Source organism: Agromyces allii, assembly GCF_009749385.1.
In the GTDB taxonomy this organism is placed as follows: domain Bacteria; phylum Actinomycetota; class Actinomycetes; order Actinomycetales; family Microbacteriaceae; genus Agromyces; species Agromyces allii.
On sequence record NZ_WBIN01000010.1, the window covers coordinates 149,152 to 162,006 of the forward strand.

The 12,855-nt window shown below is 66.7% G+C and carries 11 protein-coding genes and 1 tRNA gene; 2 read left to right on the top strand and 10 right to left on the bottom strand.

Translation table 11 applies throughout. From position 1 onward, the window contains the following. Positions 1–209 precede the first annotated feature (209 nt). Complete coding sequence (locus tag GQR16_RS13395) at positions 210–866, bottom strand: hypothetical protein (protein ID WP_157415651.1); 657 nt, start codon at positions 864–866, stop codon at positions 210–212. Then, complete coding sequence (locus GQR16_RS13400; RefSeq protein WP_157415652.1) at positions 863–1,723, bottom strand: ATP-grasp domain-containing protein; 861 nt, start codon at positions 1,721–1,723, stop codon at positions 863–865. The genes GQR16_RS13395 and GQR16_RS13400 overlap by 4 nt, the downstream gene beginning before the upstream one ends. Before the next feature lie 1,030 nt (positions 1,724–2,753). Between GQR16_RS13400 and GQR16_RS13405 the strand changes: the two genes are divergently transcribed. Then, entirely contained in the window at positions 2,754–4,322 is a 1,569-nt protein-coding gene (locus GQR16_RS13405; protein WP_157415653.1) for a GmrSD restriction endonuclease domain-containing protein, read from the top strand. Positions 4,323–4,747: 425 nt separating this feature from the next. On the opposite strand, the gene GQR16_RS13410 is transcribed toward GQR16_RS13405, so the two are convergent. From GQR16_RS13410 to GQR16_RS13435, 6 genes are all read right to left on the bottom strand, one after another. Next, positions 4,748–4,821: transfer RNA gene (locus GQR16_RS13410), tRNA-Met, on the bottom strand. Positions 4,822–4,841: 20 nt separating this feature from the next. Further along, positions 4,842–5,108 carry a hypothetical protein gene (locus GQR16_RS13415; RefSeq protein WP_157415654.1) on the bottom strand — a complete coding sequence of 89 codons (267 nt, stop codon included), beginning with the start codon at positions 5,106–5,108 and terminating at the stop codon, positions 4,842–4,844. 122 nt (positions 5,109–5,230) lie between these two features. Next, entirely contained in the window at positions 5,231–6,259 is a 1,029-nt protein-coding gene (locus GQR16_RS13420) for an ABC transporter substrate-binding protein (RefSeq protein WP_157415655.1), read from the bottom strand. A gap of 138 nt (positions 6,260–6,397) precedes the next feature. After that, on the bottom strand, positions 6,398–7,225 hold the full coding sequence (locus tag GQR16_RS13425; RefSeq protein WP_157415656.1) for an amino acid ABC transporter ATP-binding protein: 828 nt from the start codon (positions 7,223–7,225) through the stop codon (positions 6,398–6,400). Further along, positions 7,222–8,484: an ABC transporter permease subunit gene (locus GQR16_RS13430; protein ID WP_157415657.1), complete on the bottom strand. Its 1,263-nt coding sequence runs from the start codon at positions 8,482–8,484 to the stop codon at positions 7,222–7,224. Before GQR16_RS13430 ends, GQR16_RS13425 begins: the two co-directional genes overlap by 4 nt. Then, complete coding sequence (locus GQR16_RS13435) at positions 8,481–9,077, bottom strand: GNAT family N-acetyltransferase (RefSeq protein ID WP_157415658.1); 597 nt, start codon at positions 9,075–9,077, stop codon at positions 8,481–8,483. Before GQR16_RS13435 ends, GQR16_RS13430 begins: the two co-directional genes overlap by 4 nt. A gap of 508 nt (positions 9,078–9,585) precedes the next feature. Here GQR16_RS13435 and GQR16_RS13440 point away from each other — a divergent pair. Further along, complete coding sequence (locus GQR16_RS13440) at positions 9,586–11,154, top strand: stealth family protein (protein WP_157415727.1); 1,569 nt, start codon at positions 9,586–9,588, stop codon at positions 11,152–11,154. A 178-nt stretch (positions 11,155–11,332) separates the two neighbouring features. Here the strand turns inward: GQR16_RS13440 and GQR16_RS13445 are convergent, their stop codons facing one another. Together GQR16_RS13445 and GQR16_RS13450 are read right to left on the bottom strand one after the other, a co-directional pair. Continuing rightward, on the bottom strand, positions 11,333–12,277 hold the full coding sequence (locus GQR16_RS13445; RefSeq protein ID WP_246200826.1) for a phosphodiesterase: 945 nt from the start codon (positions 12,275–12,277) through the stop codon (positions 11,333–11,335). A 132-nt stretch (positions 12,278–12,409) separates the two neighbouring features. Then, entirely contained in the window at positions 12,410–12,853 is a 444-nt protein-coding gene (locus GQR16_RS13450; protein WP_157415660.1) for a ribosomal maturation YjgA family protein, read from the bottom strand. Positions 12,854–12,855 lie beyond the last annotated feature (2 nt).

Here is a 12,855-nt window from a genome sequence, read left to right on the forward strand (position 1 = left end):
CGACTGGCACGGCTGCACGTCGGCCTCAGTACATGCTCTTGGCAAGATCATGAATCACCGTTTCCCGGTGAACGAAGTGGCGAGCGAACTCGCAGATCGACGAACTTCTCGGCCACGACACCTGAAGCAACAGCCGAACACCAAGTACGGGGACGCCAGGAGCACCTCGGCCGTTGTGTGTCAAGCAGTGCTCTGACACTTGAGTCTCACTACGGCGCCGGTGAGGGGCTCGGGCTGACTACTACGACTAGTGGTGCGGGTGTTGTTGTTGCGTCGACGGGGAGAGCCCAGGAAATGGCGTGGGCTACAGCGAGCATCGTCAATCCCAACAACGCGATCAAGAACCCATCACGGAACACGGTGACCATAGCGCGGCGCGTTCTTGAGGTCACGTGAACCGCCCAAGCATACTGACGCAGCTCCTCGCGCTGTGGGTTCTTGAGGTGAGCGAATGACTGCACGTCGACGACGCCAAGTACCTTCTTCGATACCGCCACGCCACCGAAAACAAGTACGGAGAGGGCAAGCTCGAGAATTCCAACCAGCCAAATAATGAGCGGCCAGGAATTGGTGGGCACGACTATCCAGAGCCGCTCGAAGGCGCCTGCGCTGAGTCCTGCCGCTGCTATCACCGCAGTAAGGGCGAATTCCGCGCGTCGACGCACAGCCTCGACACCTACTGTTTCGGACTTCAGACGCTCACTATAAACGTCACGAAATGCGCTGATATTCCGCCTATGCGCCCCGTCAATCCACTCCGTGCTAGGAGGCGCGGCTTTCGGCAGCCACACCGTTCTGCCGAAGAAAAGACCCGCGATGGTTGTCCCCAGCATCCGAGCTTCGTCACGGAGTTCAGCCAAGCTCATGGACGCTCCAGAAGTAGGTCTGCGATTGCGTCGGCGACTGCGATGCCGATCTTTCTCGGCAGAAAGAGCCACTGCCCGCCTGGATTCACATCGACAAGGATCGATTCGCCCGCTTCAGTCCGTATCCAATCTTGGCTTGAGTATCCCAACTCGAGATCCTGTGCGACCAGCAATGCCCTGTCTCTAACGAGCTGTGGCACTTCTTCGAGTTCTTGAAAGCCGGAGTGATTGGCCGAGCACTGTCGCCAATCGGCCGGTGCGCCCACCTGCACATCTAGAGCGGCCGCCCAGAGGCGATTCCCAACCGTTACGACGCGAAGATGTTGCGACGCGTGCAGACGTTCCTGAATCATGAAGGGCGCTGAACTCAGAGCCTGCAAGCGAGCATCGTCTGGCATCATTGGCTCTACGAACACCGTTCGGACTTCTCCTTCAGAGATGAATTGGCCTGTGCCTAGAGGTTTGACCACAATCTCATCGGTGAAGGTAGCCGTGACGGCGTCCCGGCTTGTAGTCACCACCGTTCGCGGATACGGCACACCAAGCGACCTCGCTGACTGCCATTGTGAGACCTTCGATTCAGCGCGCCTTAGAGCCTGGGGTTTTGTGACCCACCCAGCATTGGCGGCATCGATCAACGATGAGTACGCCGAGTACCACGTGCCCAGTTCCAGCGCCTTCACCGAGCCAGTTTCAACCCCGAGTCCCCACTCTGCACGGTGGAACCTACGCAGCCAGCCCTGACGGCGCCGGCCGAGGTCTATCCACTCTCCGTCCAACTTCACGGAGCAGCCGCTGTCGTCAATTGAAAGTCCCGAAGCGCCGCCATTATCAATGATCAGGTCAAGATCGAGCACCAAGGCATCCTGCCCCCGCCCCGCGAGCGCATCTACAACAACTGCAACATGCGGATCCTCTCGGTGCCCCACAATGATTGGTGCCTCTCTACCCGACGGCGTCAACGCAGCGTCAATACAAGAGGGGCGACAGTCTCGTCAGAATCGGAAGTCTCGATTGACTCGGTGATCGTTGCGGTGCCGCGCGTCCCAACATCAACCGGGGAGGGGCGAGCCAACTCGGAGAACAACGACGGGCCGGTAGACCCGATCGGCATCAGCATGCCACGCCAGGAATGATCGCCGCAGCGTACCCAAACCCATGGTCTGACGTCTCAATAGTCGCAGTCAGCGTCGAAGGCTCGGGCCGAGGGCGCGGATCAGGATCCGGGCGTGCGCCATCGACGGCGAGCAACGTGAACAATGACATTGAAGTGCTCATCGCGACTCCTTTGGACATAGACGATTGAGGTGAGCGCAGGCTATCGCAGGGCCCCACGGCAAGCGTAGAGACGCGCCCCGGGCTCACCCTTCCGCAACCGAGAATGCACGGCAGCATGATGTCCAGCAAGCACGAACGCGACCAATCGCACGAATAGTCACTCCCCGTGGTGGAGTGATCCTGTACCGGGTTCCGGGGCCGACGCGCGCCGGTACTCGAGTCCGATCGCTCCCGCGCCGACTAGGTCGCTGCGATGGACCGGGATCCGCCGATCATGGGCTCGCACGAGCTGCTGCGGCTGTACGCAAATCCGTGCAGGGACTCCACGCCAGCGAGAAGAATCTCCGTCCCAGCATGCACGCCATTTACGAGACCAACTTCAGCCGTGGCTCCGCGAACTCGAAACGGGACGAAGGCTTGCGCCGATGACGGGATGCACGCGCTAGTGCGGAAGCGCTGTCTCAGCGAACGCGCGCCGAGCTTTCGAGATAGGAGGCAAGTACGGGGCTCGCCGACTCACCAAAACTGAGGATGAGCGCTGGCCGTCAGCGCGCCGCAGAGTGCCACACGGCAACGCCGGGTAGCGTCAGCACGTCGACTGGGGAGAATATGGCACTGACCATCAGAAAGATCCTTGAGAACGTGCAGAGCGGTACCATCCGAATTCCTGCGTTCCAGCGCGGGTTCGTGTGGGACGCCGAGCGCGTTGCGTATCTGATGGACTCGATCTACAAGGGTTACCCATTCGGCGCCCTTATCCTTTGGCGGACCAAGGAAAAGCTGGTGCACGAGCGCCAACTCGGGCCGTTCCAACTGCCGGAGGTTGAACCGGATTACCCGATCGACTACGTGCTCGATGGGCAGCAGCGGCTTACATCGATCTTTGGTGTCTTTCAAACCGAGCTGACGGCTGTAGAGGATGCCCCCTGGACCGGCATCTACTTTGATATGTCGGCCGAGGCGGACCTACAGGAAAGCCAGTTCATCTGCCCTTCGAGCGAGGATATCGACCTTGCGCGTCACTTCCCGATTGGGACTTTCTTCGACGTAACCGCCTACCGAAAGGCCACAGCGGACCTTCCGGCAGACCGTGCGGAACTAATCGACAAGGTGCAGTCCGTATTCAAAGAGGCGACCATTCCTACCCAGGAGGTCGCAACAGAGGATCGTGCCCGAGTCGCCATCGTCTTTGAACGAGTCAACAGACTCGGCGTTGAACTGGATACGTTTCAGTTGCTGTCGGCCTGGACCTGGAGCGAGGACTTCGACTTACAGGAGCGCATTCGCGGCCTTGCGGAAGACGTTGCGCCCCACGGGTTTGGAGACATCTCTCAAGACACAAACCTGATCCTCCGCTGTTGCGCAGCAGTTGTCGCGGAGGACGCCTCGCCGGCCGCTCTCATGGGCCTCAAGGGCGCGGACGTTCGAGCCAGATTCGATGAGATCGAGAACGGCGTCAAGGGAGCGATCGATTTTCTCCGCAAGAATCTCCGCGTCCACCGTCTGATCAACCTCCCGTACTCGGCCCTACTCGTCCCCCTAGCCGTCTTCTTCGCTACTCCCGGCTCCAAGGGCGTAGATGTGTCGACCGCTCAGCGGGAGTCTCTGGAGCGCTGGTTCTGGAAGGCATGCTTCTCGCGTCGGTTCAGCGCGGGCGTGCTCCGAAATCTGAAGCGCGACATCGACGAGATGATCTCGCTTCGCAAGAACGGCGCCTCGGCTTTGGACAAGATCGCCGCGTCCACCGACGCGGAGTACTTTGCGGATCAGTCGTTCACCATCGGCACGGTGCACACCAAGACACTTATCCTTCTGCTCGCAAACAAAGATCCGAAGTCGTTCGTATCTGGGGCGGGCGTCGATCTTGGGCCGGTCCTACAGGCGTATAACCGCGAAGAATTCCATCACCTCATGCCCCGTAGCTTCCTCAAGAAGAAGGGGATTTCTACCTCGGATATCAACAGTTTGGCGAACTTCGCGATCATCTCAGCGCAGGACAACAAGCGGCTCGGTGGCGTGGCGCCGAGTGTTTACAAGAAGAAGATGGATGTCGGATCGGTGGACGCCATCCTGGAAGCCGCTCTATGTCCGCACTCGCTGTTCGATGACGACTTCCACACCTTCATCGAGGCGCGCGCCCGCACGCTTGCGGACTACGCAAACAAGAAGATGGCCTAGGCACGTCATATCCTCTGGGGCACCCGCAGACGCCCAATCCGGGCTAGCGGAGGCCGTCTTGGGGGTTTGCGGCTGCCACGCCGCGCCATCGCGACCGATCGGAAATCGGAAATCGGGCACATCCTCAGAGCGCATGGTACTGCCCCTCGACGCGCCACCGACCCGGCCTCAGTACTCACTGGGTGATCGAGCGGGGTCGGGAAACGTGCTTTCAATCGCGGCGGCGATCGATTTGGAGAATCGAGCGGCGTCGCTGACCGTGAAGCCGGCCCGAACCAAGAGACCATTTCGAAGCATCCCTGATCATAGGGGTATTGTCACCACAAGAATTGAGCGAAACCGGCCATGGCTCACTGAAAATCGAAGGGTCACCGGATCGGCGCCGTCTGAGCCGGGAGCACTCTCGTGCTCAGCAAAGGACTTCGACGCGATGGCAGGATTTGAACCTGCGAATAGCGGGATATGAGTCCGCTCCCTTGGGCCGCTTGGGTACACCGCGATGGGGTCGGTACAGGTGGTTCAGCCGGGCTCGAGGCCGGCGGTGATGCGGGCGAACGCCCGGGTGACGCGACGATCGTTCAGCCGGTGACATCCGGCATCGCAGCGCCCTGAGGTGTCCTGGCAGGCGCGTGATCCGCGAGTCCCCGACGCCGGCGCCGGCTCGATGTCGCCCGGAGCAGCGTCGAGCGCCTCGCTGTGCAGCACGAGCCCGACGGCCGGCACCATGAAGAGGGCGCCGTATCCGCACGAGCCGAGCACGAGCATGAACCGATCGAAGGAGTTCATCGGCTCCACCTCTCCGTCACGAGCACTGGTTCAGGAGCCCGACAGAAGTGCACCGGCCCGGAGAAACCGGATGCCGCGCAGCCACCCGCTGCGCGGCATCCGCCGTCATCCGAGCTTCTGCCTCACTCGGACTTCGGCAACCCGGGAGGGTTGATCTCGGAGGCATCGACCGACTCGCTGGTCAGCGCCCAACGGTCGAGCACCTCGGCGTAGGTGCCGTCGTCGATGATCGACTGGAGCACGAGCTGCACGGGCTCGATGAGGCCGTTGCCCTTGGCGGTGCCTGCGGCGATCGGCGCGGTCTCGGGCCATCCGCCGTTGATGGTGCCGACGAGCTTCGTCTCACCGGTCGTGGCCGCCTGGTAGGCGGAGGTGGCGTTCGGGCCGAAGGTCGCGTCGACACGTCCGGAGGTGAGCGCGAGGGTCGCCGCGGCCTGGTCGTCGTAGTAGACGAGTTCTGCGGGCTCTTCGCCGTCGGCCTCGAGCTCCTCGTTCCAGGCGAGCAGGATCTTCTCCTGGTTGGTGCCCGAGCCGACGACGATCGACAGGCCGGAGATGTCGGCGGCCTCGGAGATCGAGTCGATCTCGTTGTCGGCCTTCACGTAGAAGCCGAGCAGGTCCTGACGGTAGCTCGCGAAGTCGTAGAGCTCCTTGCGCTCTTCGGTCACGGTCACGTTCGACGCGATGAGGTCGTACTTGCCCGACTGGATGCCGAGGGGCCAGTCGGCCCAGTTCACGGCGACCGGGTTGTACTCGAGGTCGAGGCCGTCGGCGATGAGCGCGCCGAAGTCCGCCTCGCTGCCGATGATGGTGGTGTCGTCGTCGGACGCGAGCACGCCGAGCGGGGCCGCGAACGGCGAGATCGCGACGGTGAGCTTGCCGGCCTCGATGGGCTCGAAGCCGCTCTCCTTGAGCGCTGCGACGGCCGCCTCGACCGGCTCGATGCTCGGGCGGTCGGCCGCGTTCTGCGACGTGAGGTCGAACTGCGTCGAGGCCTCGACCTGCTCCTCGGTGGTCTTGCTGCCGCCGTCGGCCGCCTCGGCCGAGTTGTTGGCGCCGGCCAGGACGGCCCACGTGATGCCGCCGCCGATGAGGGCCACCGCCGCGACGCCCGCGACGATCACCCCCGCCTGCTTCTTGTTGATCGCCATGATGGATGCTCCTAGTGTCGAACTGTTCCGATGGCCGGACGGTTTCTCGGATCGCCCGGTGCGGCACTGCCATGCCGCACCGGGGCTTGTCTTGCTCGCGATGCGTGCCCGACGCGAGGTCGGACTCGGTGCCCGGTGCTAGAGCACCTTCGCAAGGAAGTCCCTGGTGCGCTGCTGCTTCGGCGAGCGCAGCACTTGAATGGGCGTGCCCTGCTCGACGATCTCGCCGCCGTCGAGGAAGACGACGCGGTCGGCGACCTCCCTGGCGAACCCGATCTCGTGCGTGACCACGATGAGCGTGGTGCCGTCGCGCGCGAGTCCGCGGATCACGTCGAGCACCTCGCCGACGAGTTCGGGGTCGAGCGCGCTGGTCGGTTCGTCGAAGAGCAGCACCTTCGGCGAGAGCGCGAGGGCGCGTGCGATCGCGACGCGCTGCTGCTGCCCGCCCGAGAGCTGGCGCGGGTAGTGGTCGACCTTGTCGGCGAGGCCGACCCGTGCGAGCAGCGCCTTGGCGAGCTCGCGGGCCTCGGGCTTCGTGAGCCGCTTGAGGGCGACCGGCGCCTCGACGACGTTCTCGATCGCGGTGAGGTGCGGGAACAGGTTGAAGTTCTGGAACACGAGCCCGAACTGGGTGCGCCGCCGCAGGATCTCGGCCTCGCGCAGCTCGTGCAGCTTGCCGCCACGCTCCTCGTAGCCGATGTACTGGCCGTCGAGCGTGATCGATCCGCGGTCGACGGTCTCGAGGTGATTGATCGTTCGCAGCAGCGTCGACTTGCCCGATCCCGAGGGGCCGATGAGCGCAACGACCTCGCCGGGCGCGATGGTCAGCGACACGTCGCGCAGCACGGTGTTCGTGCCGTACGACTTCGTGACGTCGCTGATCTCGACGCGGCCGACAGTCGCCGTCGGGCGAGGGGCAATGGGGATGTTGCCGTCGAACGACGGGGCGAGGGCGGTCTGGCTCATCGGGTGCCTCCGTTGCGGCGCTGGGCGGTCGTGGTCAGTGCGGCGGTCGGGCCGGCGGCGTCGGCCGCGTCACAGGCTCCGGCTGCATCGGCGACGGATGCCGCGGCGGCACGTTTGGCCACGGTCACGCCCGGCGCGGCCGACGTTGCGCGTTCGTGCGCGGGCTCGCCCTCGCCGGGGGCTCGGTCGCCCGCCCCGGCCGGCGTGCTTGGAGTCGTGGCGTGCGCCGCGGCATCCGCCCCACCGCCCTGGCTCGGGTTGTCGCCGAGGCGCGACCACTGCTCGGAGACCCACTGGCGTGCGCGCTGGATGGGCGTCGGCGGCAATTCGCGCACCGCGCCTCGGGCGTATCGGCGCTCGACGTAGTACTGCGCGACCGAGAGCACGGTCGTGATGATCGCGTACCAGACGACGGCCACGAGCAGCAGCGGGATGACCCGCTGGTTGCGGTTGTAGATGACCTGCACCGTGTAGAAGAGCTCGGGCAGCGCGACGATGAAGACCACCGAGGTGCCCTTCACGAGTCCGATGATCTCGTTGAACGCGTTCGGCACGATCGCCCGGGCCGCCTGCGGCAGCGTGATGCGGAAGAAGCGGATGCGACGCGGCAGGCCGAGCGAGGCGGCGGCCTCGACCTGACCCTGGTCGACCGACAGGATGCCGGCGCGGATGATCTCGGCCGAGTACGCCGCCTGGTGCAGCGAGAGTCCGATGGTCGCGGCAGCGAACGCGCTGATCAGGGTCGTGGTCGGGAACTCGGCGAGCCAGAAGTCCGTCGTGAACGGGGTGCCGAGCCCGAGCGTCGGATACAGGTAGCCGAGGTTGTACCAGACGAGGATCTGCACGACGAGCGGCACCGACCGGAAGAACCAGATGTACCACCACGCTGCGGCGTTCAGCAGCGGCGACTTCGACAGGCGGAACACCGCGAGCACGGCGCCGAGCGCGAAGCCGATGACGCCCGAGATGACGGTGAGCTGCAGCGTGAGCACGAGCGAGTTCAGCACCGAGGGGGCGAAGAAGTACTCGGCGAAGACGTCCCACTGCCACTTCTCGTTGCTCGCGAGCGACCACAGGAACTGGAGGATGACGAATGCGACGACTGCCGAGAGCACCCAACGGCCCCAGTGCTTGACCGGCACGACCTTCAGGCCGTGCTCGATCTCGCCGCGGTAGCGGTCGGGGCCGGTCGCGCCGGGGCCGGTCGTGCCCGGGCTGGTCGCGTTCTGCTGCTTGAGCTGGGCGGATGTCGCGCTCATGCGAGGGCTCCTTCACGGGCGACGGATGCCGCGGCGGGGGTGGTTGCGTGCGTGCTTGCTGCCGCGCTCGCGGGGACCGAGCCGGTGTCGACCGGAACCCCGCCGACGTGCTTGCGGAACCCGTGGATGCCGACCTCGGCCGGCGGCAGCGTCGTGTCGAACTGCGGCTCGTACCCCTCGCGCAGGTAGAGCGAGACGGCCTCGGGCTGACGCGGGCCGGTGGTCAGGTAGATGTCGGTGTAGCCCAGTCGACGCGCCTCGGCCTCGAGGGCGGCGACGACCCGGCCGGCGAGGCCCTGGCCGCGACGGTCGGCGCGGGTCCAGATGCGCTTGAGCTCGGCCGTGCGCTCGTCGTAGCGGCGGAACGCGCCGCCGGCGATCGGCGTCTCGACGCCGTCGACGAACTCGACGAGCACGAGGAAGGCACCGGACGGCAGTGCGAACTCCTGCACCGGGTAGCGGTTGATCTCCACGCTCGCGACCTCACCGAAGAGGTCGCCGTAGCGTGCGTCGTATTCGCGCTCGAGGTCATCGAGCAGCGGTCTGGCCAGCGGGTCGTCCGCGGCGATGAACCGCACGATCGTGTCGCTCATCGGTGCCTCCTTCGCGTGTCGGCCGGGCGGTGTCCCCGGGGTGAGCACGAAGGTACGAAGGCGGTCGGCCCGCCCGCAATCGCGGTGGACACGCGGTGTCCGATGACGTCACCGACCGTCACGCTCGGGCGTTTCAGGGCGTTTCGAGGCCGTTTCGCGGCGTTCGCGTGCGTTCGGCCGCGTCATCCGGCGCAATGCACGTGACGATATCGGTCGTTCAGGCGGCGGCCGTAGAATCGAGGTTCCGATGAGCTTCGTGCGGCTCCCAGACATTCAGGAGTCCAGCTACGTGACGACGAACGACCTCGAACCCCAGTCCGACCGCAAGCGCGGGAGCGACGACGAGCGCAACCGCGATCGCGGCCATGACCGCCTCGCCGATCGCGCCGCCTCCTTCGCGCGCACCGATCCCTCGAGCCAGCCGCCCCTGCGCATCTCGGATGCCGCAGAGCTCGTGCTCGTGACCTCGCCGCCGCGCGACCCTCGCTTCGACCGCGACGACATCGTCATGCGCAAGGGGCAGTACGCACTGCGCAACGGACACCTCACCCCGCGCGAGTCGATGATCGAGGACCTGTGCGCGCTCGGAGCCGCCCTCGACGAGGCCGGCATCGGCTTCCTGCTCGTGCGCGGCAACGACGAGCGCCTGGTGATCGCCGTCGACCGCGCCGACCGCAAGGCCGTGACGCGCGCCCTCGCCGAGGCGTTCGCGACCGAACCGTTCTACGCCGAGACCGTCGAGCCGGCCCGCAACGGCGGCGCCTACCCGGTGCTGCTCGCCGACGGGCGGCTGTCGGGCCACCGCAAGGCGTCGGTCGTGCGCATCCACCGCCCCCGCGTCGAGCCGGTCGGCCGTCTGCGCTACGGTGCCGAGACCGGCGTGCAGCTGGAGTTCTGGCGGTTCGGCGACGACACCATCGAGGCGCCGCACGAGAACGCGCTCATGCGCCGCACGCTCCCCCGCTCCGAGGCGATCGACGACGTCGTGCACCTGCACGGCCGCGACTGGCCCACGCTCGAGCACATGTTCACGCCGCTCGCGAGCGACGTCGACTTCGACATCGACCTCGTCTTCTCGTGGGTCGACGGCTCGAGCGACGAGTTCGTGCGCGAGCGCGCGAAGCGCATGGCCAGCTACGTCGTCGGCGACGGCGACGACTCCGAGGCCCGCTACCGGCAGATCGACGAACTCAAGTACGCCCTGCGGTCGGTGCACCTGTTCGCCCCGTGGATCAGGCGCATCTTCATCGCGACCGATTCGCCGGCGCCCGAGTGGCTGGCGCGGCATCCGAAGGTCACCATCGTGCGCAGCGAGGAGATGTTCGCCGACACCTCGGTGCTGCCCACGCACAACTCGCACGCCGTCGAGAGCCAGCTGCACAACATCGAGGGCCTCGCCGAGCACTTCCTCTACTCGAACGACGACATGTTCTTCGGGCGCCCGGTCTCACCCGACCTGTTCTTCTCGCCCGGCGGCATCACGAAGTTCGTCGAGGCGGCGACCCGCATCGGACTCGGCGACACCCACCCCGGCCGCTCGGGCTTCGAGAACGCCGCACGCGTCAACCGCGCCCTGCTGCGCGACCGCTTCGGCAAGGTCACGACGCGCCACCTCGAGCACTGCGCGGCGCCCCTGCGCAAGTCGGGCATGGCCGACCTCGAGGCCGCGTTCCCCGAGGAGTTCCGACGCACGGCCGCGAGCCGCTTCCGCTCGGCGACCGACATCTCGGTCACGAACTCGCTCTACCACTACTACGCGCTGCTCACCGGGCGCGCGGTCGTGCAGACCGACGCGCGCGTGAAGTACATCGAGACCACGCTGAAGCGCGCCCTGCCTGCGATGCGCCGGCTGCTGAAGCGCCGCGACCAGGACATGTTCTGCCTCAACGACGGCAGCAAGCCCGAGATCTCGGTCGAGGAGCGCACTGCGGCGGTCACCGAGTTCCTCGAGCACTACTTCCCGTTCCCCGCCCCATGGGAGAAGGCGACGGATGCCTCTGGCGCGCCACTGCTCTCGGCCTCGACGCCGGCCGGCTCGCCGCCCGCCGCGCCCTCGGTGCCCGACCTCACCGCCTGAGGCGCCCGCACGCCCGCGCCCGTGTGCGGCGCTCCGCGCCGCGCCGCACCTGCGGAACTCCGGATGCCGGCTCCGGCACGCCGCGGATCCGCGCCGGGTGACGGCGCGTCCGCGTCGACATCCGGAGTTGCGCCGATGAACGGGCGCGCGGCGAACCGCGGGACCTAAGCGGCAGGGGTCAGCGGGAGAGCACCGGGATCGGCATGGTGAACGGCGGGTCCTTCGGCACCGGTGGCGCCGCGACATCCGCGATCGAGATGCCGTCGGCCGCGAGTCGGCGGGCGCTCTCGGCGGCGTCGATCCAGTCGAGGGCGGGCGTCGCGCCCAGCGGCACGACCGAGTGCAGCACGGTCGACGGGTACACGTGAATGAGGTTGAAGGCGCGCGCGCCGTCGCGGCCGCGGGTGCCGCCGACGGGCACGTTGAGGTCTTGCGTGTAGCAGCTGGCCGACGCGACCGACACGGGCACGCCCGCGAACATCGCCGTCGACGAGTAGTGCAGGTGCCCGGCGATGATCGAGCGGATGTCGCTGCCCTCGACGACCTCGGCGAGACCGGACTGCTCGCGCAGCTCGACCGACACCGCGAGGTCGAGCACGCTCGGCACGGGCGGGTGGTGCATGGCGAGGATCGTGCCGTGCGGCGCCGGGATCGAGAGCTCCTCGGCGAGCCAGTCGAGCTGGTCGGCCGAGACCTCGCCGTGGTGGTGCCCGGGCACGGTCGAGTCGAGCGTGATGACCCGCAGGCCGTTGACGTCGTCGACGCGGTCGACCGACCGGTATCCGCCGACCTCGTCGTCGAGCAGGCCCTTGCGGAAGGCCGCCCGGTCGTCGTGGTTGCCCATGACCCAGATCACCTGCGACCCGAGGCGCTCGGCCACGGGGTCGACGATCCGGCGGATGCGGTCGTACGCGTCGGGCTCGCCCTTGTCGGCCAGGTCGCCCGTGAAGACGATCGCCTCGGGGCGCCCGCCCGAGGCCTCGAACTCGTCGAAGAGCGTGCGCAGGTGCTGCTCGCTGGCCACGCGATCGTAGAGGCTGCCGCCGCCGGCGAGCAGGTGCGTGTCGCTGATGTGCAGCAGGAAATGGAGCGGCCGAGGGTATTCGGCGATCCGGGTGTTCACGGGGAGTCCCATCGATCGGCTGTGACGCACGACGTCGGGCGTCGCGCTCAACCTAGCCGACCACGCCAATCTGAACGAGACATGAAGGCGGAGTGTGACCGAGTCGAAACCTCGCGGGCTCCGGATGCCGCGTCAGCCGTCGTCGCGTGCTGCCCGAGGATCGGTGGCCCTCGTGGTGGCCCGCCCGTTCGCCCGCGCTGAAGCTCCGCCCCGCACTGCGGCGGCACGCGCGAGGGGCACGAGCGCGAGCAGCAGCAGGGCGCCGAGCGCATACCCGACGAGGTCGAGCGGGTCGAACGAGCTGCCGAACACGAGCCGCAGGGGCGGCACGACGTCGACGAGGCGCGACGGGATGCCGGTGAGCTGCAGCAGCTCGACCGCGGCCGAGATGCCGAAGCCGGCCGAGGCGATGGCCCAGCCGGGCAGGCGCGGCCACGCGATCGCGACGAGGAGCCCGACGAGGCACGCGTAGAGCGCGCTCCCGGCGAGGTCGATCGCGACCGTGCGGTCGAGCAACTGCAGGGCGAGGCCCGCGAGCAGCACGACCGCAGCGGTCGCGGCGAGGATCAGCCGCACGG

What these genes read in the sequence shown, in the direction of transcription:
- GQR16_RS13395 (WP_157415651.1), bottom strand. Translation starts at nt 866, where the DNA reads ATGAGCTTGGCTGAACTCCGTGACGAAGCTCGGATGCTGGGGACAACC.
- GQR16_RS13405 (WP_157415653.1), top strand. Translation starts at nt 2,754, where the DNA reads ATGGCACTGACCATCAGAAAGATCCTTGAGAACGTGCAGAGCGGTACC.
- GQR16_RS13415 (WP_157415654.1), bottom strand. Translation starts at nt 5,108, where the DNA reads ATGAACTCCTTCGATCGGTTCATGCTCGTGCTCGGCTCGTGCGGATAC.
- GQR16_RS13420 (WP_157415655.1), bottom strand. Translation starts at nt 6,259, where the DNA reads ATGGCGATCAACAAGAAGCAGGCGGGGGTGATCGTCGCGGGCGTCGCG.
- GQR16_RS13425 (WP_157415656.1), bottom strand. Translation starts at nt 7,225, where the DNA reads ATGAGCCAGACCGCCCTCGCCCCGTCGTTCGACGGCAACATCCCCATT.
- GQR16_RS13430 (WP_157415657.1), bottom strand. Translation starts at nt 8,484, where the DNA reads ATGAGCGCGACATCCGCCCAGCTCAAGCAGCAGAACGCGACCAGCCCG.
- GQR16_RS13435 (WP_157415658.1), bottom strand. Translation starts at nt 9,077, where the DNA reads ATGAGCGACACGATCGTGCGGTTCATCGCCGCGGACGACCCGCTGGCC.
- GQR16_RS13440 (WP_157415727.1), top strand. Translation starts at nt 9,586, where the DNA reads ATGCGCAAGGGGCAGTACGCACTGCGCAACGGACACCTCACCCCGCGC.